Genomic DNA, 24486 nt, shown 5'->3' on the forward strand with positions numbered 1-24486 from the left:
AGACGACATGGCAGCGGAGAACGGTACGCCGGAGATCGGGCGACGATTGGCCGTCGTCGGCGCGGGGGTGATGGGGTCGGGCATCGCCGCGCTGGCGATCGGGCACGGGGTCGCGGTGTCGCTCGTCGATCCGGACCGACGCCGACTGGACGAGGCCCCCGCGCGCATCGATCGCATGGTGCGCATGGCCCGACTGATGGACGCGCTGCCGGACGGCGCGGGCACGGGCGTTCTCCTCAGGGCAACCTCCTTCACCGAGGCGACGACGGCCGACGCCTCGGCCCCCGGGGCGGTGATCGAGGCGGTCACCGAGGACGCCGACGCCAAGGCCAAGGTCCTCGCGGAGGTGTCCGCACTGGTCCCTCCGGGCACCCCGATCATCTCCAACACGTCCGCGATCCCGATCGACGAACTGGCCCGGGCGGTGGCCCGCCCGGCGGATCTGATCGGCACGCACTTCATGAACCCACCGCACCTGATCCGCACGGTCGAGGTGATCCGGGGCACGCACACCGGCGAGGTCACCATGCACGCCCTTCGCACCCTGCTCGCCGCGCTGCGGCGGGAGCCGATCGTGGTCGAGGACGCGCCGGGGTTCGTGACCAGTCGCATCCTGCACCCCATGATCAACAGCGCGGTCCGGGTGGTGGCGGCGGGCACCGCGAGCGTCGAGTCGGTGGACCGGCTCATGCAGGGGTGCCTGGGCCACCCGACGGGCCCGCTGCGCACCGCGGATCTGATCGGACTGGACAACCTGGTCGACTCGCTGTGGGTGCTGCACGACCGGACCGGCGACGAGGGATGCCGCCCCTGCGAACTGCTCCTCGAGATGGTGCGCACCGGCCGACTCGGCCGCAAGAGCGGGCACGGCTTCTACCCATACGAGGGAGAACAGGCATGACTGTGTCGTCCGAATCGTTCGAGTCGCCCGATCCGGCGCCGCCGGAGCCCGGCGTCGACCCGGACGGCGTCGAGGCGGAACTGCTGCGCTTCCTGGCCCGGCACACGGGGCGGGCCTGGACCACCGACGCGGACGTCTTCGGCCCCGGGGGCCTGTCTTCGCTCTTCGCCATGGAGCTGGTGGTGTATCTGGAACGGACGTACGACATCGCCATCCGCGGCGCCGATCTGCGGATGGACAACTTTCGCACGGTAGTGCGCATGGCCGAACTCGTCGAACGACTGCGGCAGTCGGTCCCCGGAGGCCCCGGTGCGTGAAACCGTCGGCTCGGCGGCCTCGACCGTCACCGAACTGGTCGGTGACCGGGCGGGCGACTGGGACCGCGCGGGCCGACTCCCCGACGACGTCATCCGCAAACTCGGCGCGGCCGGCCTGCTCACGGTGCAGATTCCAAAGAAGTACGGCGGTTTGGGGTGGTCGAGCACGGACGGCGGCGAGTTCACCGCGCATGTCGGCAGTCTGTGCGGTTCGTTGCGCAGCGTGCTGACCTCGCAGGGCATGGCCGCGTGGACGATCGAACGGATGGGTGATCCGGCGCAGGCGGCGGAGATGTTGCCGCGGTTGGCCTCGGGTGACACGGCGGCGATGGCTTTCAGCGAAGTGCAGGCGGGCAGTGACCTGTCCGCCGTCGCGACCACCGTCGCCGTAGACGGCGACGGCGTGCTGCTCACCGGCCGCAAGAAGTGGGTGACCGCGGCCGACCACGCCGATGTGTTCCTGGTCGTTGCCCGGATGGGTGAAGGCGGAGCCGTGGTTGTGGTGCCCCGGAACACCCCCGGGGTCCGGATCTCCCGGGTGGCCGACCCGCTGGGTTGTCGGGCGGCCGGACACGCGGAAGTCCGGTTCGACCGGGTGCGGTTGCCACTGGAGAGTTTGCTGGGCGGTGGGTGTCAGCCGTTGTCCCTGCTGGTGACGACGGCTCTGGCCTATGGTCGCGTCTCGGTCGCCTGGGGGTGTGTGGGCATTCTGCGGGCCTGTGTGGCGGCGGCCGTCGGACACGCGCTGTCCCGGGAGCAGTTCGGTCGGCCGCTGGCGCAACATCAGTTGGTGGCACGGCACTTGGCCGAGTTGTGGACCGCCGAGCAGGTGGCGACCCGGGTCTGCGAGTACGCGAGTCGTTGCTGGGACGAGCACGCCTCCGACCTGGCCGCGGCCGTCGTACTGGCGAAATACGTCGGGGCGGAGAACGCGGTCAAGGGCGCGGCGGCGGCCGTCCAGGTGCTCGCGTCGGCCGGGGTACAGGACGGTCATGTCGTCGCGCGGGCGTACCGCGACGCCAAGCTCATGGAGATCATCGAGGGCAGCAACGAGATGTGTCAGTTGATGTTGGCCGACCACGTGCTGGGTCGGCGGTGATCCCGATCATGGCCGTCGACGAACCCGGCTCATTGGAACCGGACATGCCGCCCACGCTGGTCAAGTGCCTCGTCTGGGACCTCGACAACACGCTCTGGCACGGCACGTTGCTGGAGGACGAGCACGTCGTCCCGTTCCCGGCGATCCGCGAGGTGATCGCCGGCCTGGACGGGCGCGGCATCCTGCAGTCCGTGTGCAGCCGCAACGATCACGACCCGGCCTGGGCCCGGCTGCGGGCGCTGGGGATGGCCGACTGGTTCGTCGTGCCGGAGATCGGCTGGGGGCGCAAGTCGGAGGGTGTTCGGCGGATCGCCGAGCGGCTGGGGTTCGCGCCCTCCGCCATCGCCTTCATCGACGACCAGCCGGCCGAGCGGGCCGAGGTCGCCCACCAACTTCCGGACGTACGTTGCTACCGGGCAGAGGATGCCGCGACGCTGCTCGATCGGCCCGAGTTCAGCCCGAGGACGGTGACCGTCGACGCGCGCCGGCGCCGGACGATGTACCGGGCCGGGGTTCGGCGCACGGACGAACGCACACGATTCACCGGCTCGCACGACGACTTCCTGCGCTCGCTGGAGATGGTGATGCGCATCGGGCGGGCCACGGAGGAGGAGCTGTCCCGGGTCGAGGAGTTGACGCTGCGCACCAGCCAGATGAACGCGACGGGGGTGCACTACCCCGACGCGACGCTGCGCGCCCTCCTCGACGATGCCCACCACGAGGTTCTGGTCACCACGCTCACCGACCGCTTCGGGCCACACGGCGCGGTGGGCGTGGTGCTGTTGCGGAAGCATCCGCGTGTGTGGCGTCTCAGGCTGCTCGCCACCTCGTGTCGTGTGGTGGCGTTCGGTGCCGGCACGATCATCCTGAACTGGCTGGTCGACCAGGCGGCCCGGGCCGGTGTACACCTGCTGGCGGACTTCCGCGCCACGGACCGCAATCGCATGATGGAGGTCGCCTACCGGTTCGCCGGATTCGACGAGTCGCCGTGCGGGTGTGGGGACGGGGCGGTCGAGCGGGATTTCGCCGAGGGCGTTCAGGTGCTCCACCTGGTGGCCGGGGCGCGGCGTGCTCCCGAGACGCTTCGGCTGATCGCACCGAACCTCACCGAGAGGGCGGTCACCTCCGGCGGACCAGGGTGATGCCGTCGGCCATGGGAAGCATGCAGATGTCCACCCGCCGGTCGTCCCGAATCGTGGCGTTGACCTCCCGGACGCCGACGGTGTCCGGGTCCACGGCGAGGGGATCGACGACCCGACCGAAGAAGAGCGTATTGTCCAGCACCAACAATCCACCCGGCCGCACCAATTGCAGAGCGAGCTCGTAGTATCGCGAGTAATTCGACTTGTCGGCGTCGACGAAAACAAGGCCGAATTCGCCGGACCGGCCCTCGGCGATCAATTCCCGGAGAGTTTCGGTCGCCGCGCCGATACGAACCTCGATGCGTTCGAAAACACCGGCCCGCCGCCAGTATTCAGCGCCGATCTCGGGCCAGCGCGCACTGATGTCGCAGGTGACCAAGCGCCCATGCGAGGGCAGCGCACGGGCCATGCACAGGGTGCTGTACCCGGTGAAGGTACCGATCTCCAGCACCTCCGCGGCACCGGTCGCCGCGACCAGCATCGCGAGGAACTGCCCCTCCTCGGGCATGACCTGCATCGTTTTCCCGGCGGGTAGCTCAGCAGTCGTCCGTCGCAGGTCGCGGAGAATTTCGTCTTCCCTGAGGGAGAACTCCCGGACATATGTAAGAAGTTCCGGTCCGCCGGTAATCTGATCCGCCATACCGAAAACTCTAGATGACGCTCCGGTGATAATTCAATACGCCCTGCACATCCGAGATCGGACACCGTACGCGCTCGGGGCGTCCTTGACGTTGTCGCAACGTCATGGTTTTCACTGATGGCATGCGAATCGGCGAACTCGCCGCGCTCGTCGGTATCACACCGCGGGCCGTGCGGCACTATCACCATCTCGGGTTGCTTCCCGAGCCCGCGCGGCGCGCCAACGGGTATCGCGAGTACGGCCTCGGGGAGGCCGTGCTGCTCGCCCGAATCCGACGGCCGACCGAGCTCGGGCTCGGCCTCGACGAGGTGCGGGACGTCCTCGCGGACGATGCGGGCCGGGAGTTGGTGGAGGTCCTGGAGGAACCGGACGCCGACCTCTCACGTCAGGAGACCGTCATCCGGGAACGGCGCGCCCGGCTCGCCTCGCTCCTGGCCGAGGCGCGGGCCGGCCGGCTCCCCGCCGAGGGGCCGTTGTCCCCGGAACTCACCACGCTGCTGGCCGATCTCGGCGAGCTGCCCGACTCGCCCGTCGCCGCGAAGGACCGGGAGCATCTCGTGCTCTTCGACGTCGCCCTCCCCGAGGAGAAACGGGTCCGGCTGATGGCGGCGCTGGACGGGATGCGGGAGCACGCGGCGCAGGTGTACGGCCTGTTGGATGCCCTCACCGACGCTCCCCCGGACGACCCGCGCGTACCACCGGCCGCTGCGGCGCCGGCGGCCCTGCTGCCCGACGAGGTGGCGGCGGACGACACCGACACCCGGGCCAATGCCGTGGCGGACGCCTTCTTCGCGGATCTGGCCCCCGCCCAGGCGGCCGTCGTCCGAAGCGCGCTCGAACTCGTGAGGAAACGCCGGGAGGGAGCGACATGACCACTGCGAGGACCCCGGTAACCGTGTCCTCGTCGGCTGCTCCCGCCCGGGCGGCGCTCGGGCGGATCGTGCCCGGACCGGTCCTGCGGATCCTGACGCACGAGAGGCGGATCTGGGAAAGCCTGGTCCGCTGGGTCGCCCACCGACCGCACGGCGTCGCCGGCGCCGACGCGGTCTTCACCCACGCCCGCGATCAGGCCCTGACGGTGTACTGCCTCGCCTTCGGGTGCGTCGTCGAGACCGCCGCCGTCTCGTTCCTCCTCTCCGGACTGCCCGTCCTCCACTACGTCCTTCTGGCCCTGGACGTCTACACCGTCCTGTTCGTCCTCGGCGTGCAGGCCGCGGCCGTCACCCGACCGCACGTCCTCGCGGACGGAATCCTGCGCGTTCGGCAGGGCGCCCGAGTCGACATCCGCGTCCCTCTCGACCACGTCGCCGCCGTCCGCCTCGAGGCACGCTTCACCCACGACAAGAAGAGCGGCGAACTGAACCTCCCCGTCGCCTCGCAGACCTCCATCACCCTGGAGCTGACCACGCCGGTGGACGCACCCACGTTCTTGGGCGCATCCCGCCACGTCACCGTGATCAGACTCCACGCCGACGACCCCAAGGCCCTCCACACCGCCGTCACTCGAGCACGAACCCCGGGTACCCCCGTGTCGGTGCCGAAATCCTGAGTCCCGCCGGCCGATCCCCCGGACATGCGGGCCGAGGGGCGAGTGTCGGACGGCCTCGACGGCGACGCCGTTCCCGCGGCGAGCGGTGTCGGCCGAAAGGTCGGCTCGTCCCGCTGGTTCCGTTGCACGTGCACGACCGCGTCTCGGTGCTCGCCGGGGTCCTGCCGAGGACGGCCCCTGGTTCGACATGTCAACGCACCCTGCGTCCACGGGCTTTCGGGGCGGAGCGGTTCCCCATGGGTCGCCCCACCGAACGACCCGGGCGCCGTCGGGACCTCGCCCCTTCAGTGGCTGCGGACACCCTCGTTCATGAGTCGGATGACGTAGTGGCGGCGGGCACCGGGCCGGATACGTCATGTGCCGCAATCGGGATTCGGGGTCGTGCTCCTAGCGTTGCCGTCATCTCCCCCGTCGAGCCCGGGCGATGCTCCCGGCGAAGGAGGCACCGCGGTGAGCGAAGTGCGGAACATCGTGCTGGTCCACGGTGGGTTCGTCGACGGATCCGGTTGGCAGGGCGTCTACGACCACCTGACCGCGGACGGCTACCGGGTGGCCGTGGTGCAGAACACGACCGCGTCGCTGGCCGACGACGTGGTCGCCACCCACCGGGTCCTCGACGAGCTGGACGGACCGGCCCTGTTGGTGGGCCACTCCTATGGCGGCGTCGTAGTCACCGAGGCGGGCAGCCACCCGAACGTCGCAGGGCTCGCCTACATCGCGGCTTTCGCCCCCGACACGGGCGAGTCGGTCGCGTCGCTGACCGCCGACCCGGCGCCCGGTGCGCCCGTCCCACCGATCCTGCCGCCCCGGGACGGGTTCCTGTACCTGGACCGGGACAGGTTCGCCGAGTCGTTCGCCGCCGATCTGCCCGAGACACTCGCGGCGTTCATGGCGGATGCCCAGGTGCCGTGGGGCATCGACGCCCTCGACGGCGCGGTGTCCGAGCCGGCGTGGCGGACCAAGCCGTCGTGGTACCTCGTCGCCACCGACGACCGCATGATCCCGCCGGCCGCCCAACGGGCCATGTCCGAACGCGCCGGATCGGTCGTCACCGAATCCCCGGGGAGCCACGCCGTCTACGTGTCCAACCCCGCGGCCGTGGCGGCGGTCGTGAACCGGGCCGCCCACACGCTGTCCGTCCGCTAGCGCCACCGGCGGGCGACAGCCCCACACCGCCCGTCGGTGACGCAGGACGCCCGCCACGAAGCCCGGGGCACGCCGCACGCCCGGTACGGAGATCGGCACCTCGTACCCCAACTCGTCATCCTGCCGTGTGCCCACGTTCCGCGCCCGTGGTATGCCGATCGGACCGCAGGTACCGTGCAGCCTGTGACACCTGACGATGGTCCCCTCGGCCCGGGAAGCGCACCGCACCATGGCCTCCCGCCGACAACGGTCGGCCGGTTGGTCGGTCGCGAGCAGGAGTTGAAGGTCGTCGAGGAGTTCGTACTCGGGGCCGCATGTGACGGGGACGCCCTCGTGCTCCACGGAGAGGCCGGCGTCGGGAAGACGGTCCTGCTCGACGCCGCGGAACAGGCGGCCGACGCCGGCGGGGTCCCCGTGGTTCGTACCGTCGGCTTCGAGGTCGAAGCGGATCTGGCGTACGCGGCCCTGCTTCGGCTGTTGACCCCGATCCTGCCGCGACTGGACGCGTTGAGCCCGCCGCAGCGGCGCGTCCTGGCGACGGCACTCGGGCTCGACGAGGGACCGCCGCCCGACCGGCTGGCCGTGGCGAACGCGGTGTTGTCCCTCCTCGAACCCTCCGGTGACGACGGCCCACTCCTGGTCGTCGTGGACGATCTCCCCTGGCTGGACCGGATGAGCGCGGTCGTACTCGCCTTCGTCGCGCGACGACTCACCGGCACCAGGACCGGGTTCCTCGGAGCGTTCCGTACCGGTGAGTCGAGCTTCTTCGACGGTGGTGGGCTCGCCGCTCTCGAGGTGGTGCCCCTCGGCCGAACCGCCGCCGCCGACCTGGTCGACCGGCGCTTCCCGACCCTCGCGCCGAGAGTGCGTCGGCAGGTTCTGGACGAGGCCGCCGGAAATCCGCTGGCACTGCTGGAGTTGCCCGTACTCCTGGCCGATCGGCGCGACGCACGAGGACCCACTCCGGCCGTGCCGTTGAGCCGACGGCTGGAACAACTGTTCGCCGCCAGGGTCGATCCGCTCCCGGCCGCGACCAGGCGCGCCCTGTTGCTCGCCGCCCTCGACGCCACCGGTGATCCGGGCGTCCTCGTCGCCGCCTTCGGCCCGAGCGCCATCGACGACCTCGCACCGGCGGAGCGCGCCCGGTTGATCCGGGTCGACCGGCAGCGGCGGCGACTGGCGTTCGGTCACCCACTGATGCGATCCGCGGTCGTCGCGATGTCGACCGAAACCGAGCGGCGCGACCTCCACGCGGCGATCGCCGAGCAGATGGCGGACCAGCCCGACCGGCGTGCCTGGCACCTGGCCCAGGCCGCCGAGGTCGCGGACGAGTCGATCGCGGCACTCCTGGAGCAAACGGCCGATCGCAACCTGGCCCGAGGCGACGCGGTGGGCGCGGTCACCGCCCTGCTGCGCGCGGCCGACCTCACCCCCGTCGGCCGCGAGCGGGGCCGCAGACTGGCCCGCGCCGCGTACGTCGGAGCGGAGATCACCGGGGACATCGGCAGCGTGCCGCGACTGCTGGCCGACGCGCAGCACGCCGACCCGGGCGGCGCCGACGCACTCGCCGCAGCGGTCGCGGCGGCGGCGTACCTGCTCAACGGCGAGGGCGACGTCAACGCGGCACATCGCATGCTCTTCGGGGCGATCGCGATTCGCGACCTGCTGGACGGCGGCGACCACGGCCTGGCCGAGGCCCTGTGGTTCCTCGTCGCCATCTGTGTCTTCGGCGGCCGGGCCGAGTTGTGGCGGTCGATGGACGGCCTGATCGCCCGCTTCGCACCGCCGCCACCGCCGTACCTGACGGTCCTTGCCAAGACCTTCGGCGACCCGGCGCATCGAGCCCTCGCGGTGCTGGACGAACTCGACGACCTGATCGGCGAGTTGAGCCGAGAACCCGATCCGGCACTGGTGACGCGGGTCGCGATCGCCGGCGCCTACCTCGATCGACAACGCGCGTGCCGAGGCCCCCTACAGGCGGTTGTCGACCACGGCCGGGACGGCGGCGCCGTCACCTCGCAGATCCAGGCCGAGGTCCTGCTGGCCAACGACGACTGGTTCGCCGGCCAGTGGGACGAGGCGCTGGAACTGTGCGCGGAAGGGATCCGCCTGTGCGAATTGCACGGCTACCCGTTGTTGAGGTGGCTGTACGTCCATCAGGACGCGCTGGTCGCGGCGGCGCGCGGCCGGACCGAGCACGCGCGGGCCGCGGCCGACGCGATGACCCGCTGGGCGGCGCCGCGCGGAGTGGGACTCCTCCTCGCCTACGGGCACGGCATCGAGGCCCTCTCGTCCCTGGGACACGGGAAGTATCAGGACGCCTTCGCGCACGCCTCCTCGATTACGCCGCCCGGGGAATTGCGACGCTACGTCCCCTACACCCTGTGGACCGCCCTGGACCTCGTCGAGGCGGCGGTACGCGCCGGCCTGCGTACGGAGGCCGCTCGGCACGTCGCGGCGCTGCGGGACCTGCGCGTCCCCGCGCTTTCCTCGCGCCTGGCACTCGTCACCGCGGGAGCAGCCGGCATGGTGGCTCCCGACGGCCGGTTCGCGGAGCACTTCGAAGCGGCGCTCGCCGTGGCCGGAGCGGAGCGGTGGCCCTTCGAACAGGCCCGCATCCAACTGTCCTACGGGCAACGCCTGCGTCACGGGCGATCCGCGGTCGACGCGCGCAGACACCTCGGCAACGCCTTCGACACCTTCCAGCGGCTGAACGCGACGCCGTGGTCCGCCCACGCCGGCAGGGAATTGCGGGCGGCCGGCGGAGTACGGGGGAGGCTCCAGGCCGGTGGCATCGCCTCCTTGACGCCACAGCAGCGGGAGATAACCAAGCTGGCCGCGGCGGGCTTGACGAACAAGCAGATCGCCGAGCGCCTGTTTCTGTCGCCACGCACGGTCGGCACCCACCTCTACCAGATCTATCCCAAGCTCGGCGTGACCACCCGGGCCGGACTGCGAGATGCCCTGGGCACCGGGGAGCCCACCGCGGAGTAGGCCCGCGGCCACCGTCGGGCACCACGACTCGCCGCCGGGGCTCGCTCCCGCTCCTGCGATCCACGTCATTCGACTCAATCGGCGGGATCGTGAAGGGCCTAGTGTCGCGTCCGGCAGCGGCAAACGCTGCCGAACGCGACACCAGCGAGGCGGCACGACCCGGGAGGGGATGCGAATGAACACCGGCGATCGCCTCCGACGGATCTTCGCGGTGCACGGCAGCGCGAGTCACGCGGGAGGCGCGTCGTGAGGACCGGCGTCACCGCACCACCCGAACCGCGTCGAGTACTCCACGGTCGCGACGACGATCTCGCCGTCGTCGGCGCCTTCGTCGACCACACCGCAGGCAGGGCCGGCGGGGCCCTGCTGGTCACCGGGGACGTGGGCGTCGGCAAGAGCGCGCTCCTGCGTACCGCGGCCGAACGAGCCGTCGACGCGGGCGTCCGGGTGCTTCGGGCCGCCGGCGCGCAGTTCGAGGAGGACCTGCGTTTCGCCGGACTCCATCAGCTTCTCCATCCGCTGCTCGACGGGCTCGCCGAGCTTCCCGGTGCGCACCGCGACGCACTCACGGCGGCCCTCGGCTTCGCCTCCGGACCGACCCCCGCCCGGGACGTCGTCACCGACGCCACCATGGTGCTGCTCCGGCGCGCATCGCGAACCCACGCCCTGCTGCTGGCGATCGACGACCTGCCGCTGCTGGATCGAGACAGCGCGGCGGTGCTGCGGGCACTCGATCTCGCCGGGACCCGGATCGGGGTCCTGGCCGTCATGCGCGGCAACCACGGCGCACGGACCGAAGCCGCAACCGCATACGTCCACGAACTCGGGCCGCTGGACGAGCCGGCGGCGGCCTCGCTGTTGACGGAGCGCTTTCCCGCCCTGTCTCCGGCGGTACGCAGGCGCCTCCTGGCCGAGGCTCGCGGCAACCCGCTGACACTCCGCGAGTTGCCGGCCGCACTCGACGAAGCGCAACGGTCGGGAATCGCGCCGCTGCCGGACGTGCTGCCGCTCGGCCGCCGTCTCGGGGCGATCTATTCCGCGCGGTTGGCGGATCTCCCGGCCGCCGGTCTGCAACTGCTGTTGTTGGCGGCCCTGGACGGTACCGGTGATCTGCCGGCTCTGCGGTCGCTGCTGCCGGACCCCGTACCGACGACGGCTCTGCGCAGCGCCCGGGAAGCCGGACTGATCGACCTCGATCACGCCGGCACCCGCCTGACCTTCCGTCATCCGCTGATCCGCTCGGCGGTGATCGAGTCGTCCACCGCCGGCGAGCAGCGCAGAGCCCACGAGAGGCTGGCGCGGCGGAGCGGCCAGGGCGAGGAGCGCCGCATCTGGCACCTCGCGCACGCGGCGGTCGAGCGGGACGAACACGTCGCCGGGCTCCTGGAGCAACTGGCCGACCGGGCACGCGAGGGCGGCGACGTCGCCGGCGCGGTCGCCGCGCTCACCCGGGCGGCCACGCTCAGCCCGGACGGTCGCGACCGGAGCCGCCGTGCCGCGGTCGCCGCCTACCTGGGCACGGGCACCATCGGAAACCTGCTCGACGTCCCGGGCCTCCTGGGGCGGTGCAGGACCTCCGACGACACCGACGACGCATCGTTGGCGACGGCGCTCGCGGCGGCCCACCATCTGCTGCTCGGCGGCATCGGGGATGTCGACTCCGCGTACCGCATGTTGATCGCGGCGGTCGCCGCCGCGCCGAGGCACGCGGACACCCCGAACGACGTCCTTCGGGAGGCCCTGTACACGCTGACGTGGATCGCTTGCCACGGCGCCCGCACGGAACTCTGGGAGCCTCTCGCGGACGTCGTCGCACGTCTGGGACCGACTCCGCGGGTTCCGGAATCGTTGCCGTTGATGACGAGTTGCTTCGGCGATCCGGCACACGCCGCCCTCCCCGCCCTGTCCCGACTCGACCGCGCGGTCGCCGGCCTCGCGGACGCGGACCCGGTCGAGGTGATCCGGATCGGCATGGCCGCCGAGCACGTCGGCCGCCTGAAGCACTGCCGCCCGGCCTTGCGGCGACTGGTGGACGACGATCGCGACGGCGAACAGCTCACGCTCACGATCCACGCGCTGGCTCTGCTGAGCCGACACTGCTACGAGACCGGCGAATGGGATCGACTGGCCCTTCTCGGTGAGCAGGGCTTGCGGTTGGCCGACCGCCACGGCTACCACCTCCTCGCCCAGACCTTTCGCCACCGTCGGGCCCTGCTCGCGGCGACCCGCGGAGACGCCGACCATGCGGAGGACCTCGCCGACGAGATCACCCGCTTCGCGGCGTCCCGGGGGATCCGGCTCCTGCTCGACCTGGCCGCGGAGGTCAGGACGAGGGCGGCGCTCGCCCGCGGCGAGTACGAACAGGCGTTTCAGCGGGCGACCTCGGTCGGCCCGGCCGGTGTCCTTCCGCGCTTTCGGGCATCCGTCCTGTGGTTGATACCTGATCTCGTGGAGTCGGCCGTTCGCTCCGGTCGGCGCGCCGAGGCCGAGGCGCATGTCCAGGCACTGCGCCGGGCCCATGTGCCCGCGATATCCGACCGGTTGGCACTGGTGGCCCAGGGCGCGGCGGCCATGGTCGCCGACGACGACCGGTTCGCGGCGGAGTTCGAACGGGCGGTGGCGCTGCCCGGTGCCGACACCTGGCCGTTCGACGTGGCCCGCATCCGGCTCGTCTACGGCGAACGCCTCCGACGTGCCAAAGCCACGCAGGCCGCCCGTACGCAACTCGACGCCGCACTCACGACGTTCACGCGGCTGGGGGCATCGCCCTGGGCCGAACGCGCACGGAGCGAACTGCGCGCGTCGGGCCTCGCCACACCCGGAGCAGGCGCGTCACCCGACCCGCGCCTGTCCCCCCAGCAGTACGAAATCGCAAGCCTCGCCGCCGCCGGTCTGACGAACAAGCAGATCGCCCAACGGCTGCACCTCTCTCCGCGAACCGTCGGAACCCACCTGTACCAGGTCTTCCCCAAATTGGACATCACCTCCCGCGCCGCACTCCGCGACGCGCTGCGGGGGCGACGGCCGTGACGCGGCGATCTCCCGCCGCCCCAGCCGGCGCGTAATCGCCGGATGCGCACGCCGCCGAACCGGGCGGCACCGACGACGCAGTGGTCCCGGTGGCGTAGCGGACCCGTGTACGCCGACGGGGTGCGTCGGCCTACACGGGTCCTGCCGGGAAGAAGATCCGAGAATCAGCGAGTGTCGTCGGCGGCCTGCTCGATCAGGCGCTCGACGACATCGGGATTGCTGATCATCACGACGTGGGAGGCGCCCCTGACCTCCACGACCCTCTTCGCGCCGGCCCGCTGATACTCGAAGCGTTCCAGGGCCGGCGGGATCGCCTTGTCGGCGCCGGCGACCACTCCGTAGGACGGGATGGTGCGCCACGCGGCGGCGGTGGTCGCGTCGGTGAAGGAGGATGCGCTGAACGGCCGTTGCTCGGCGGCCATCAGTTGGGTCTCCTTCCGCGACAGGTCCGCGGCGAAGACCTCGCGCAGCCGGTCGGGCTGGAGGTAGAGGTCGGTTCCGGTGCTGCCGTCGGCATTGGTGAACGGCACGGGGGTCGTCGCGGGTTGGATGATGCTGCCGGGGTAGCGCTGGATCAGCTCCCCCAACTGTTCGCCGACGTCGGGCACGAACGCGGCGACGTAGACCAGGGCCTTGACGTTCGGGTTGCCCGCCGCCGCGTTGGTGATCACCGCGCCGCCGTAGGAGTGCCCGGCGAGCACGATCGGGCCCTTGATCGACTTCAGGACACTGGCGATGTAGGGGGCGTCGGTGGGCAGGCCGCGCAGCGGGTTGGCTGGGGCGACGACCGGGTAGCCGTCCTTCTGTAGCCGGGAGATGACGCCGTTCCAATTGGAGGCGTCGGCGAAGCCGCCGTGGACCAGGACGATGGTGGGCTTGGGCGGGCGAGGGCCGTGGCGGTCGCCGGCGGCGGCCGAGGCCGAGGGGGCCGAGGTGGCGAACGCGGCGGCACCGGCGAGGGTGAACGCCGCGGCGCCGAGGGCGAACTTCCGGCTTGTGCGTGGGTACTTCACGATGGTGTTCCTCCTGCGAGGGGTGATCGGCAACCGGCCCGGACACGGGTACGCGGTGCTTGCCGCCCTGCGAGGTCGGGGCGGGCGAGATGCGTCGTTCCGGTTCGGTCAGCCGGCGGCGGCCTGCTTGATCAGGTCGGCAACGGCGGCGGGCTGCGAAACGTAGATCGCGTGGCTGCCGCCTACCTCGACGGTCCGGGCGCCGATCCGCTCGGCCATCGCGTGCTGGGCGGGCGGGGGGATCATGCGGTCGTGGCCGGCTACCAGGTACCACGAGGGCTTCGTGCGCCACGCCGGTGAGGAAACCGCGCCGCCGGCCGCGTCCAAGCCCCACGGGACCTGCGAATCGGCCAGGAACTCGGCCTCGGCGGCGGGCAGATCACCGGCGAAGGACTCGGCGAACCGGTCCCGGTCCAGGAGCAGGTAGCCGTCGTCGGGCGGCAGGATGGGCGGTACGGGGGCGCCGGGCGGCGGGTCGGCGATCAGGGTGTTCACCGATTCGCTCTTGTCGGGGGCGAACGCGGCGATGTAGACGAGCGAGGTCACCTTCTCGTGGTTGCCGGCCTCGGTGATCACCACGCCGCCGTACGAGTGGCCGACCAGGGTCACCGGTCCCGGTGCCGCGTCGATGACCTTGTGCGTGGCGGCCACGTCGCCGTCCAGCGAGAGCGTGGGGTGCTGTACCACGGCCACCGGGTAGCCGTCCGCCTTGAGGATGTCGTACACCCCCTGCCATCCCGAGCCGTCCACGAAGCCTCCGTGGACGAGTACGACGCTCGCACGCGGTGCGTTGTCACTCATCGTTTCCTCCTGTGTCCGTCGGGCCGCCTACGACCCATGACCCGAAATGTAGAAACGCCGCAGGCCGCGCCGCCCCCGTCAAATGACTTGGTTGTGCGGGCCGTTGCGTCGGAAACTCGGTGGTTGTCACAGCGCGTGGCGCACGGGCACGGGAACAGTCGCTCGCGCGGTACGGCGCACAGGTTCACGGTCGTCGAATCCGCGCCGACGCGACGCACGGGGGACGGCCGATCGACTTCCGCGGTTGCGGGCGCGAAGGGGTCGACCGGGGGTCTGACGGAGGTGGTCCGAGCCGCGCGGACGGGCGCCGACGGGCCGGCCTTCGTGGACGCGCGAGGGCGGCGGCAGGCATCGGTCCGGGCGGACGGCTTCGACGCGGACGCCTTCGACGGGGACGGGCCGGTGCCCGGGATCGAGGTTCCGCGGGGTGCGCCGGTGGAGATTTCCACGACGCGACCGTTCTCGACCACCGCGAGCGGCACTTCGCCGCACACCGACCGGCGGTCGTGTCATCGACACCACATGGCGGACGTCGAACTCGCGCCCGGCGCGGGCGTCCTGTCGATTTCCGCGATGCTGCGCGCGACACTCACGATGCACACTGCCTGCGCGATCGGCCGCGATGTATATCGGTCGGGATCGCACGGATGTTCGGCACCGCACGCAACGGACTCCAGGAGGTGTCGTCATGGACGACCGCACCGGCGACCACGCCCTGTTCGGTGCCTCGACCGGCGGCCGGACGCCCGACGCGGGCTACGGCGCGGGCGACGGCGCGTTGATCGGCCGCGCGGCCGACCTGGCGCGGCTGGACGTCTTCTTGACCGATGTCGGCCACGGCGGTGGGTCGTTGGTGCTGCTCGGAGAGCCGGGCGTGGGGAAGACGACACTGCTCACGGCGTTCGCCCGGCGGGCCGAGGCGGCCGGGATGCGCGTACCGCACACCGTCGGCGTGCAGTACCGGGCGCGGACCGGATACGGCGCGCTGCGCCGACTGCTGACCTCCGCTCCCGACGTGCGGGCCGGGGTCGCCGGTATGCCCTTCCTCGCCGCGGCGTTGGACCTGGAACGGACCGCCGCTCCCGGGCCGGAGGCGGTCGCCGAAGCCGTGGTGTCGCTGGTCGCGGATCTCTCCCGCGACCGGCCCACCGTGCTCGTGCTGGACGACGCGCAGTGGCTGGACCCGGCCAGTGCCGTGGTACTCACACAGGTGGCACACCGCCTGGTGGGGGTCGGGGCGGGCATGGTGTGTGCGGTCCGAATCGGCGACGAGGGCTTCTTCGACCACGGCGGCCTGCCGCTCCACGAGTTGCGCCCGCTCACCGAGGCCGCGTCCGAGGAACTCCTCTCCCGCCACTTCCCCTCGCTCGCCCCACGAGTGCGCCGACGCCTGATGGCCGACGCCGAGGGCAACCCACTCGCGCTGCTCGAACTCCCGGCCGCCCTCACCGATTCCCAGCGCAACGCCGGCCGGGCCCTGCCGAGCCGCATCCCGCTCGGCTCGCGGCTTCGGTCGACCTTCGCCTCCCGGATCACCGTGCTGCCGGCGGCCACCCGGCATCTGCTGCTCGTGGCGGCGTTGGAGGGCAGCGGCAATCTCCTGGTGGTGCGCCGTGCGGTGGCCGGGCGGTGCGATCTCAAGCACCTCGCGCCCGCGGAGCGAGCCCGCCTCGTTCGCGTCGACGACCTGACCGGACGCCTCGAATTCCGGCACTCGCTCATTCGCTCCACCGTGGTGGACCTGTCCACCAGCGACCAGCGGCGCGGCGTGCACCGCGCGCTCGCCGAGGCGTGGGTCGGGGTGCCCGAGCAGCGTGTCTGGCATCTGGCGCAGGCGGCGGAGGAGCCCGACGAGCGGATCGCCGCGCTGCTGGAGGAGACCGCGGACATCAGCGCCCGCCGCGGCGACGGGCCGGGGTCGGTGGCCGCGCTGGTCCGCGCCGCCGATCTGAGCCCGGCAACGGCCGAGCAGGCTCGGCGGCTGGCCAAGGCCGCGTACGTCGGTGCGAACATCACCGGCGACCTGCACGACGTACCCCGTCTCCTGGAGCATGCGCGCCAGGCCGACCCGAACGCCGACTCGTTGGCCGCCACGGTGGCCGCCGCGATGTATCTGCTCAACAGCCACGGCGATGTCGACACCGCGCACCGCCTGCTGTCCGGCGCCATCGCGCTCCAACCCCAGCCCTACGACCCGGCCGACCCGACCCTGCTCGAAGCCCTGTCGACCCTGCTCATCGTCTGCGTCTACGGGGGCGGACCACGACTGTGGGCGGACTATGACGCGGTACTGGCCAAGTGCGCCTCGGTCCCGGACACCCTCCGCCTGCTGCGGGCCACCTTCGCCGACCCGGCCCGGGCACGCCCGGATGACTGGACCCGGCTCGACGCCGCCGTCGCGGCCCTGGCCGAAACCTCCGATCCGGTCCGCATCGTCCGGATCGGCACCGCCGGGGCCTACGCCGACCGCCTCGGCGCCATGCACGAACCGCTGTTGCGCACCGCGCGGGGTGGATACGGCGGCGAGAACAACTTCCCGGCCATCCAGGCCTCGTTCCTGTGGGGCAGCCACGCCTGGCTCACCGGCCGGTGGGCCGAACTGCGCGACGTGGTCGGCAACGGGCTGGCGCTGTGCGAGGAGTTCCACTACCCGCTGCGGTCGTGGACCGGGGAGTTCGTCCTCGCGTGTGTGTCCGCGGCCTGTGGCGACTACCCCACCGCCCGCGCCCTCGCCGATCGGATGGATCAGTGGGGCGCCTCCCGCCGCGCGCACGCCGTCACCTGCTACGCCGCGCACGCCAAGACGATGCTCGCGCTTTCGCAGGGCGACTTCGAGACGGCCTACCACCACGCGTGCCGGATCTCGCCCGCCGGGACGCTCGCCCCGTTCGTCGGACATGCGCTGTGGACGATCCTGGACACCGTCGAGGCGGCGGTGCGCACCGGCCGGCACGACAAGGCGCGCGATCACGTCGCGGCGGCCCGAACGGCGGGGCTCGACGCGGTCTCGCCGCGCCTGCGCATCGTCCTGCGCGCCTGCGCCGCCCTGGCGACGCGGAACGATCCAAGGGCTCTACGGTGGTTCGACGAGGCCCTGGCCGACGAGGATGCCCAACGGTGGCCCTTCGATCACGCCCGCATCCGGTTGTACTACGGTGAACGGCTGCGTGACGGCGGCGCGCTCACCCCGGCCCGGCCCCACCTGGCCGCGGCCGTGGAGATCTTCGAACGGCTCGGCGCGACACCCTGGGCGCGACGCGCCGAACGGGAACTGCGGGCCTGCGCCCACGATCACCTCGCGGGTCCGCGGGGCGGTGCACTCACCGCTCAGGAGTACCGGGTCGCGAGCCTGGCCGCGACCGGCCTGAGCAACAAGCAGATCGGCGAGCGGCTGTTCCTGTCCCCGCGTACGGTCTCCTCCCACCTTTACCGGGCGTTCCCCAAGCTGGGCGTGACCTCCCGGGCCGGACTGCGCGACGCGCTCGAGGGCACCGCAGTGCCGGGGTAGCCCTGGATTTGCGTCAAATGACGCAAGCGGCCGGGCGGTTCGCGTTCCTAGGGTCGGTACCACGGGCTGGGCCATCGGCGTCATCAGCCCCGCGAGGCTCGGACTCGGGAGGAACGAAACGATGAGCGACAACGCATCGCGTGGGAACGTCGTCCTCGTCCACGGCGGATTCGTGGACGGCGCCGGCTGGCAGGGGGTGTACGAGGCCCTGACCGAGGACGGGTACAACGTGGCCGTCGTGCAGAACCCCACGCTGTCGCTGGACGACGACGTGCTCGTCACCCGGCGGGTGATCGACGCGCAGCAGGGTCCGGTCACGCTGGTCGGTCACTCGTACGGCGGCGCGGTCATCACCGAGGCGGGCAACCACGACAAGGTGACGGCGCTGGTGTACATCGCCGCCTTCGCACCGGACAAGAGCGAGTCGGTGAACACCCTGATCGCCGACCCGCCGCCCGGCGCGCCGGTGCCGCCGATCCTGCCGCCGGTCGACGGCTTCCTGTTCCTGGACCGGGAGAAGTTCCCCGAGTCCTTCGCCGGCGACCTACCGCTCGTCCAAGCCCGGTTCCTGGCCGACTCGCAGGTCCCCTGGGGCCTGGAGGCGCTCGCCGGCGCGGTGGCCACCCCGGCGTGGCGGACGAAGCCGTCCTGGTACCTGATCGCGTCCGAGGATCGGATGATCCCGCCGCCCGCGCAACGCGCCATGGCCGAGCGGATCGGGGCCACGACGGTCGAGGCGGCCGGCAGCCACGCGATCTACGTCTCGCAACCCACCGCCGTCGCCGACCTGATCAAGCGGGCCGCCGACGCCTGATCGCACACATGCGCATCCCCGGCCGCCCGCCGTACCGGTCCGTCGCGGCCGACGCGGCGGGCGCCACACGTCCCCTTCACCAACCCCGACGGCACCACCGGAACCTACCTGTACATCCGGCCGGCCTCCCGTGAACGGGCCCGGTCGGCGTCTCGGTCCGGCTTGTGCGGACGAACCTTCATGACAACGTCGGCGAAAGGCGGGGAACGGGCGGATGAGGGTCTCCATCGTGGGTGGTGGGATCGCCGGGTTGACCTGCGCGCTGAGTCTGCACGCCGCCGGGTTTCGGCCACGGGTGAACGAGGCGGCGCGCACGATCGAGGCGGTGGGAGTGGGGATCAACCTGCTGCCCCACGCCGTTCGCGAGCTCGCCGAGCTCGGCCTGGCCGACGACTTGGCCGCCATCGCGCTGCCCCCGCACCGGTTGGGCTACCACGATCGGGCGGGTGAGCCGGTATGGACGGAGCCGCTCGGACTGGCGGCCGGCTACCGGTGGCCGCAGTACTCCGTACACCGGGGCCGCCTGCACCTGATGTTGTTGACGGCGGTACGCGAGCGCCTGGGGTCGGACTCCGTCCGCACCGGCCTGACGTTCCGAGGCTTCGAGCAAAAGCGGGGCGGTGTTCGGGCCCATTTCCTGGATCGGACGAGCGGCGCGCCGACGGTGGAGGACGCCGACGTGCTGGTCGGCTCCGACGGCATCGACTCGGTGGTCCGCGCCCGGCTCCACCCCGACGAGGGCGCCGCGCGCTGGAACGGCGTGCACATGTGGCGCGCGGTCGCCCGGTGTCCGCACCTCCTCGACGGCCGTTCGATCGTGGTGGCCGGCGGCACCCCCGGGGCGAAATTCGTCGCCTATCCGATCGAGGACCCGGCCGCCCCGGGCGGCGAGGCGCTGCTGAACTGGGTGCTGGAGGTACGGCACGGACGATCCGCCGAACCCCCGGACCGCTCGCACCGTCGCGTCCCGGCGGCGGAGGCTCGCGCCGGCCTGGCCGACTGGAGCCTGCCGTGGATCGACCCGACCACGCTGGTCGAAAGTTCCCCAACGATCCTCGAGTACCCGATGCTCGACCGCGACCCCCTGCCGCGCTGGAGTTTCGGACGCGTCACGCTGCTCGGCGACGCCGCACACCCGATGTTCCCGATGGGCATGAACGGCGGCTCCCAGTCCATCGTCGACGCCCGCGTCCTCGCCTGGTGCCTGGCCCGCGACCACGACCCCGCGGCCGCGCTGGACCGCTACGACCGCATGCGCCGACCGGCGGTCAACACGATCGTCCTGGCCAACCGAAACCTGGGACCGGAAGAGATCATCGCGCGCGCCGCGGAGCACGGCGGCCCCCTCCCCGCCGGCCGCGCGGATCGGATCGCCGACACGTACAAGGAACTCGCCGGCGCCACGGTCACACAGGTCAACACCCACCCGTCATGGACGATCCCGCACCACGCCCCGAACCCGACCGGCCCGGAAACAAGCGCATCCTCCACTACGAAGGCCGCCGAACTCCCCACCCCGGCACCGGGAACGAGGACGTAGGCAACCGGCCCGCGAAACCGGTCGTCGAAACGGGGAACGACCGGGGCGGCACCGCCGAATCCCGGTCGGGCGCAGCAGGCCCACGCAGCACCGGACTCGTTTCCTTGTCCGACGGCAGGCCCGGCAGCCGCTCTCGGCGGCCCTGGGCGAGCAGGTCGTGGATGCCCACGCAGGGCGCGCCCTTTCGGGATGGGTACGCAGACCGCAGACCTCCGTAACGGCCGACTGCCCGCGACACGCTCGGCACGACCCGCCACCGTCGGGTCCGGATCCGACCCGGGACCCGACGACGAACGGGCATCCGCCGGCGCATGCCGCCGAACCCCCAACCCCCACCCGGCCCTTCGCCCACGCCTCCATGACCGGCGGAGACATTGCCTTCAAGAGCACTCCGCCGAGGCCACAGGACCGTCCGTTCGACTTCCGCCGATGGGCAACAATCCCTCCTGATCGGACCCGGATGGGTAACGCACCTCTGGTCGCAGGATGCTCACAGTCCTCTCACGGACTGGCTGTCATAGGACATCGAAAATCCCCATGACAACCAGACAGAAACGCGTTCATCCCAAGGCCACTGCACCACCGGGCATAGCCAGAACGCCCTTTCGAGTACTGGGGGTCAAGGGGTCGCAGGTTCAAATCCTGTCGTCCCGACGGTGTTCAAGAGGCGCCGATCAGGGCAAAAGCCCAGGTCGGCGCCTCTTGTAGGTTTAGACCACTTACCGGTTGGCGGGACGCCTCCAAACCGTCTTGGGGACCATTTGGGGACCAGCCAGGGTTCAAATGCACCTGAAGCGCCTCCGAAGCACTGGTCACCAACCGCAGTTCAGGGTGCAAATACCGCTGCGTCGTCGACAGTGAGCCGTACCCGGCGATCTTCCGCAGCACGTGCACCGGGACCCCCGCGTCGGCCATCCACGTCAGGCCGGTGTGACGCAGCCCATGCCGCACCGGGAACTCGTAACCGAGTGCGGCGACAACCTCGTCCCAGTGCGTCCCATCCCGCAGAATCGCCGTCGTGATCCGCCCACCACGCGGGCCGGTGAACAACCGCGTCATCGGATCGGGATCAGGCTCGGCGAGCGCAACCCGGCGAAGCACCAGCGGGCGGACCTGGGGGATGATCGGCACCCATCTTCGACGCTTGCCCTTGGTCCCCTTGTCCACCAGACCGCCCGGCGAGGTCGTGGTCTGCCGACACAGGTCCCACATCCACGTCTTCGTGTCGATGTCCCTGATCCGCACCCCCGACACCTCACCGATACGCGCCGCCGTGCACCCGGCGAACCGCGCCGCGTCGCCCCACCCCCCATGGCAACCGTGCGAGCGGACCACCAGGGCCTTCGCCAACGCCCCCGCCCCGCGCGTGGTCAACGTGTCCTCGGCACTACACCGCACCGGCAGCATCAGCTGGACGAACTCCACCCGCTCGCGCGGCTACACGCGGGTCGCCGCGTACGCGCAGTCCAAGCTCGCGCTCACCATCTTCGCGCGCGCTTTCGCGGAGTACGGCCGAAGCAGGGCCACGTCCGTGGGCGTGCACCCCGGCGTCGTGTCCACCCGACTCCCGCCCTACTACGGCACCATCGGCCGCCCCGCGACGGAGGGCGCCGCAAGTCGTCACCCACCTGTGCTCGCCGGCCACCGCGATCGAACCGGGGGCCTATTGCGACCGCCTCGCCGTCACCGAACCGGGCCCCAAGGTCGGTGAGAGCCGCACCATGGGGCGCTTGTGGAAGCTCGGCACGCACCTGACCGGACAGTCGTGAACGCCACACACGTCGCTTGCCCCGGAGCGCTTTGGCGGACACCGAACGCCGGACCCGGCCAAGGCCCGACGGGGCGCGGACGATATCCCGAGCCCGGTGTTCCCCTCGACGGTTGAGCATCACGGTGTGGCGGGTAGGCCGACCCGCCCGCCACACCGTGCAGCGCCAACGCAAGAGCGAGGATCGACCGCCCTCGCCTGTGTGCGCGCTCGTCGGAAAGGCACTGCGCGCGGCGCACCCGCCGTGGGAGACGATCGACCGCGTCGTCCTGCACGTGGGCGACCACGAGGTCAACCGGCGGATTCGCCGGCACTTCCACGTACGACGGGACCAACTCGTCGACGTGGGCGCCTCGTTCGACCACCCCACGGGCGTCGGACTGCTGATCGGTCTCAAGGACGTTCTGGAGCGTGACCCGGAACCGGGGACGCGAGTGCTTCTGATCTCATTCGACTCCGATCACCACGGATCCGCCGGTGTCCTGGAGGTGTAGGGGCAACCTCCAACCTCGAAGCTCAACCTCCGCCGGCCTGATCACGGGCGGGCCGGCCGCCGGTCCGGATCCGTCGCCGACTCGGGCTCCGGTACCTCGTCGGCTTGGCCGAGGACGCGCGGAAGGAACGCGTACAGGCCGATACGAGCGGCGCCAAGATCACGTCAGGGCCGGTCTCCGACGGGTCGTGGGGGCCGACGCTGGGACCTCCGTTCGACCCAGTCCCGGAGAAAACCATGAACACGTCCGCCACTTCCAGCCGCCCCCGCGAGAAACGCGAGGACGGGGTCGAGCCCGAGGACGGCGATCGGCATCGGCTGACCGTCGTGGGCGGCCTGGCCGCGCTCTCGCTCGACGCGATGGCGTCGGTCGCCTACGGCCCCGAGGCGATCGTCCTGGTCCTGGCCCTCGCGGGCGGCGCCGGACTCGGCTTCACCCTCCCCGTCACCCTGGTCATCGCGGGCCTGCTGTTGGTCCTGACCATGTCCTACCGGCACGTGATCGCCGCGTTCCCCGACGGGGGCGGCGCCTACGGCGTCGCCAAGAAGCACCTCGGCCGACGCGCATCCCTGGTCGCCGCCGCCTCTCTGATCGTCGACTACGTGCTCAACGTCGCCGTCTCGGTCGCCGCCGGCGTCGCCGCGTTGACCTCCGCGGTACCCGGACTGCATCCGTACACCCTGTGGTTGTGCCTGGGCGTCCTGGCCCTGATCACCGCGATCAACCTCGGCGGCATCGCCTACAGCGCGAAGATGTTCATCATCCCCACCGTCGTGTATGTGCTCGCCATCCTCACCGTCGTGGTGGTCGGCCTTCTCCGCGGCGGCCCCGCCGCCGCTCCTCTCGCGCAACCCGTCGACAGCGGTGCACTGCACACCGTCGGCATCCTGCTGCTCCTCAAGGCCTTCGCCAACGGCTGCGCGGCGCTGACCGGGGTCGAGGCGATCGCCAACGCCGTCCCCTCGTTCAAGGCCCCGCGTGCCCGTCGCGCCCAACACGCCGAGATCGCGCTGGGCGTGCTGCTGGGCGTGATGCTCATCGGGATCGCCGGGCTCATCCAGAAGTACTCCGTCAAGCCCGCCGACGGCGTCACCGTTTTGGCCCAGATCACCAACGCCTCACTTGGCCACGGCATCGGCTTCTATGTCGTACAGTTCGCCACCGTGCTCCTGCTGGCGCTCGCCGCGAACACCTCCTTCGGCGGCATGCCGGTGCTCGCCGACCTGCTCGCCAAGGACGACTTCCTCCCGCACATATTCGGCATACGCAACCGCCGTCGGGTCTACCGGGCCAGTGTCGCGCTGCTGGCGGTGACCTCGGCGATCCTGCTGATCGCCTCCCGTGGCGACATGAACGTCCTGGTTCCACTGTTTGCCATCGGCGTCTTCGTCGGCTTCACCCTCTCCCAGGTCGGCATGGTCAAACACTGGTGGCTCCTGCGCCCGACCGGTTGGCACGGCAAACTCGCCCTCAACGCCTTCGGCGCGCTCCTCACCGCCACCGCCGCGATCGTGGTCACCGCCGCCAAGTTCACCGAGGGCGCCTGGCTCATTGCCCTGGTCATCCCGTGCCTGGTCGGGGCATTCGACTCCACCCACCGGATCTACGACCGTCTGGCCAAACCCCTCGTGGCCGGCCGCCCGTAGGCCCGCAGAACCTACGATGTCCGGACGAGTCTCGGCACAGCTTCAGGTGGCACCGCCCCCACCTGTCGCGACCTTGACGCCGCG

At 71.3% G+C, this 24486-nt stretch carries 17 protein-coding genes and 1 pseudogene; 14 read left to right on the forward strand and 4 right to left on the reverse strand.

Translation table 11 applies throughout. The features are described from left to right. The first annotated feature begins 7 nt into the window (after positions 1-7). The 4 genes from ACWGR4_RS22420 to ACWGR4_RS22435 are packed head-to-tail and all read left to right on the forward strand — an operon-like array spanning position 8 to position 3459. On the forward strand, positions 8-901 hold the full coding sequence (locus ACWGR4_RS22420; RefSeq protein ID WP_452128421.1) for a 3-hydroxyacyl-CoA dehydrogenase family protein: 894 nt from the start codon (positions 8-10) through the stop codon (positions 899-901). Continuing rightward, on the forward strand, positions 898-1218 hold the full coding sequence (locus ACWGR4_RS22425) for an acyl carrier protein (RefSeq protein WP_452128422.1): 321 nt from the start codon (positions 898-900) through the stop codon (positions 1216-1218). Before ACWGR4_RS22420 ends, ACWGR4_RS22425 begins: the two co-directional genes overlap by 4 nt. Beyond that, the gene (locus tag ACWGR4_RS22430; protein ID WP_452128423.1) at positions 1211-2317 is read left to right on the forward strand and encodes an acyl-CoA dehydrogenase family protein; all 1107 of its coding nucleotides are present in this window, start codon (positions 1211-1213) and stop codon (positions 2315-2317) included. The genes ACWGR4_RS22425 and ACWGR4_RS22430 overlap by 8 nt, the downstream gene beginning before the upstream one ends. Positions 2318-2325: 8 nt before the next feature. Continuing rightward, positions 2326-3459: an HAD-IIIC family phosphatase gene (locus tag ACWGR4_RS22435; RefSeq protein WP_452128424.1), complete on the forward strand. Its 1134-nt coding sequence runs from the start codon at positions 2326-2328 to the stop codon at positions 3457-3459. On the opposite strand, the gene ACWGR4_RS22440 is transcribed toward ACWGR4_RS22435, so the two are convergent. After that, positions 3437-4099, reverse strand: coding sequence for an O-methyltransferase (locus ACWGR4_RS22440; protein ID WP_452128425.1), 663 nt, complete (start codon positions 4097-4099; stop codon positions 3437-3439). The two genes, ACWGR4_RS22435 and ACWGR4_RS22440, sit on opposite strands and share 23 nt — an antisense overlap. 122 nt (positions 4100-4221) lie before the next feature. Here ACWGR4_RS22440 and ACWGR4_RS22445 point away from each other — a divergent pair, with 122 nt between their 5' ends. The 5 genes from ACWGR4_RS22445 to ACWGR4_RS22465 all read left to right on the forward strand — a co-directional run bounded on the left by ACWGR4_RS22445 (position 4222) and on the right by ACWGR4_RS22465 (position 12818). After that, positions 4222-4971, forward strand: a complete 750-nt coding sequence (locus ACWGR4_RS22445; protein WP_452128426.1) for a MerR family transcriptional regulator — start codon at positions 4222-4224, stop codon at positions 4969-4971. Next, on the forward strand, positions 4968-5648 hold the full coding sequence (locus ACWGR4_RS22450; protein ID WP_452128427.1) for a hypothetical protein: 681 nt from the start codon (positions 4968-4970) through the stop codon (positions 5646-5648). Before ACWGR4_RS22445 ends, ACWGR4_RS22450 begins: the two co-directional genes overlap by 4 nt. Positions 5649-6098: 450 nt before the next feature. Beyond that, positions 6099-6794, forward strand: a complete 696-nt coding sequence (locus ACWGR4_RS22455; protein WP_452128428.1) for an alpha/beta fold hydrolase — start codon at positions 6099-6101, stop codon at positions 6792-6794. A 258-nt stretch (positions 6795-7052) separates the two neighbouring features. Then, a complete protein-coding gene (locus ACWGR4_RS22460; protein WP_452128429.1) occupies positions 7053-9788 on the forward strand; it encodes an AAA family ATPase in 2736 nt (911 codons plus the stop codon). 246 nt (positions 9789-10034) lie between these two features. Then, positions 10035-12818, forward strand: coding sequence for an ATP-binding protein (locus ACWGR4_RS22465; RefSeq protein ID WP_452128430.1), 2784 nt, complete (start codon positions 10035-10037; stop codon positions 12816-12818). 164 nt (positions 12819-12982) lie between these two features. Here the strand turns inward: ACWGR4_RS22465 and ACWGR4_RS22470 are convergent, their stop codons facing one another. Together ACWGR4_RS22470 and ACWGR4_RS22475 are read right to left on the reverse strand one after the other, a co-directional pair. Then, positions 12983-13831, reverse strand: a complete 849-nt coding sequence (locus tag ACWGR4_RS22470; protein ID WP_452128431.1) for an alpha/beta fold hydrolase — start codon at positions 13829-13831, stop codon at positions 12983-12985. A 108-nt stretch (positions 13832-13939) separates the two neighbouring features. Further along, positions 13940-14632 (reverse strand): alpha/beta fold hydrolase, encoded by a 693-nt coding sequence (locus tag ACWGR4_RS22475; protein ID WP_452128432.1) that lies wholly within the window; start codon positions 14630-14632, stop codon positions 13940-13942. A 688-nt stretch (positions 14633-15320) separates the two neighbouring features. Here ACWGR4_RS22475 and ACWGR4_RS22480 point away from each other — a divergent pair. The 3 genes from ACWGR4_RS22480 to ACWGR4_RS22490 all read left to right on the forward strand — a co-directional run bounded on the left by ACWGR4_RS22480 (position 15321) and on the right by ACWGR4_RS22490 (position 20494). Beyond that, the gene (locus tag ACWGR4_RS22480; RefSeq protein ID WP_452128433.1) at positions 15321-18140 is read left to right on the forward strand and encodes an AAA family ATPase; all 2820 of its coding nucleotides are present in this window, start codon (positions 15321-15323) and stop codon (positions 18138-18140) included. A 121-nt stretch (positions 18141-18261) separates the two neighbouring features. Then, the gene (locus ACWGR4_RS22485; RefSeq protein ID WP_452128434.1) at positions 18262-18954 is read left to right on the forward strand and encodes an alpha/beta fold hydrolase; all 693 of its coding nucleotides are present in this window, start codon (positions 18262-18264) and stop codon (positions 18952-18954) included. 214 nt (positions 18955-19168) lie between these two features. Then, complete coding sequence (locus ACWGR4_RS22490) at positions 19169-20494, forward strand: FAD-dependent monooxygenase (RefSeq protein WP_452128435.1); 1326 nt, start codon at positions 19169-19171, stop codon at positions 20492-20494. 660 nt (positions 20495-21154) lie between these two features. Here the strand turns inward: ACWGR4_RS22490 and ACWGR4_RS22495 are convergent. Then, positions 21155-21919: a tyrosine-type recombinase/integrase gene (locus tag ACWGR4_RS22495; RefSeq protein WP_452128436.1), complete on the reverse strand. Its 765-nt coding sequence runs from the start codon at positions 21917-21919 to the stop codon at positions 21155-21157. Between the two features lie 456 nt (positions 21920-22375). Here ACWGR4_RS22495 and ACWGR4_RS22500 point away from each other — a divergent pair, with 456 nt between their 5' ends. Together ACWGR4_RS22500 and ACWGR4_RS22505 are read left to right on the forward strand one after the other, a co-directional pair. Continuing rightward, positions 22376-22756, forward strand: coding sequence for a hypothetical protein (locus ACWGR4_RS22500; RefSeq protein ID WP_452128437.1), 381 nt, complete (start codon positions 22376-22378; stop codon positions 22754-22756). Positions 22757-22992: 236 nt separating this feature from the next. After that, a pseudogene (locus ACWGR4_RS22505) lies at positions 22993-24396 on the forward strand (APC family permease); the annotation flags it as partial. Positions 24397-24486: the final 90 nt, after the last annotated feature.

The sequence above is a fragment of the Embleya sp. NPDC055664 genome (assembly GCF_053618075.1).

What these genes read in the sequence shown, in the direction of transcription:
- ACWGR4_RS22480 (WP_452128433.1), top strand. Translation starts at nt 15,321, where the DNA reads ATGGACGACCGCACCGGCGACCACGCCCTGTTCGGTGCCTCGACCGGC.
- ACWGR4_RS22490 (WP_452128435.1), top strand. Translation starts at nt 19,169, where the DNA reads ATGAGGGTCTCCATCGTGGGTGGTGGGATCGCCGGGTTGACCTGCGCG.
- ACWGR4_RS22420 (WP_452128421.1), top strand. Translation starts at nt 8, where the DNA reads ATGGCAGCGGAGAACGGTACGCCGGAGATCGGGCGACGATTGGCCGTC.
- ACWGR4_RS22445 (WP_452128426.1), top strand. Translation starts at nt 4,222, where the DNA reads ATGCGAATCGGCGAACTCGCCGCGCTCGTCGGTATCACACCGCGGGCC.
- ACWGR4_RS22435 (WP_452128424.1), top strand. Translation starts at nt 2,326, where the DNA reads ATGGCCGTCGACGAACCCGGCTCATTGGAACCGGACATGCCGCCCACG.
- ACWGR4_RS22485 (WP_452128434.1), top strand. Translation starts at nt 18,262, where the DNA reads ATGAGCGACAACGCATCGCGTGGGAACGTCGTCCTCGTCCACGGCGGA.
- ACWGR4_RS22440 (WP_452128425.1), bottom strand. Translation starts at nt 4,099, where the DNA reads ATGGCGGATCAGATTACCGGCGGACCGGAACTTCTTACATATGTCCGG.
- ACWGR4_RS22475 (WP_452128432.1), bottom strand. Translation starts at nt 14,632, where the DNA reads ATGAGTGACAACGCACCGCGTGCGAGCGTCGTACTCGTCCACGGAGGC.
- ACWGR4_RS22450 (WP_452128427.1), top strand. Translation starts at nt 4,968, where the DNA reads ATGACCACTGCGAGGACCCCGGTAACCGTGTCCTCGTCGGCTGCTCCC.
- ACWGR4_RS22425 (WP_452128422.1), top strand. Translation starts at nt 898, where the DNA reads ATGACTGTGTCGTCCGAATCGTTCGAGTCGCCCGATCCGGCGCCGCCG.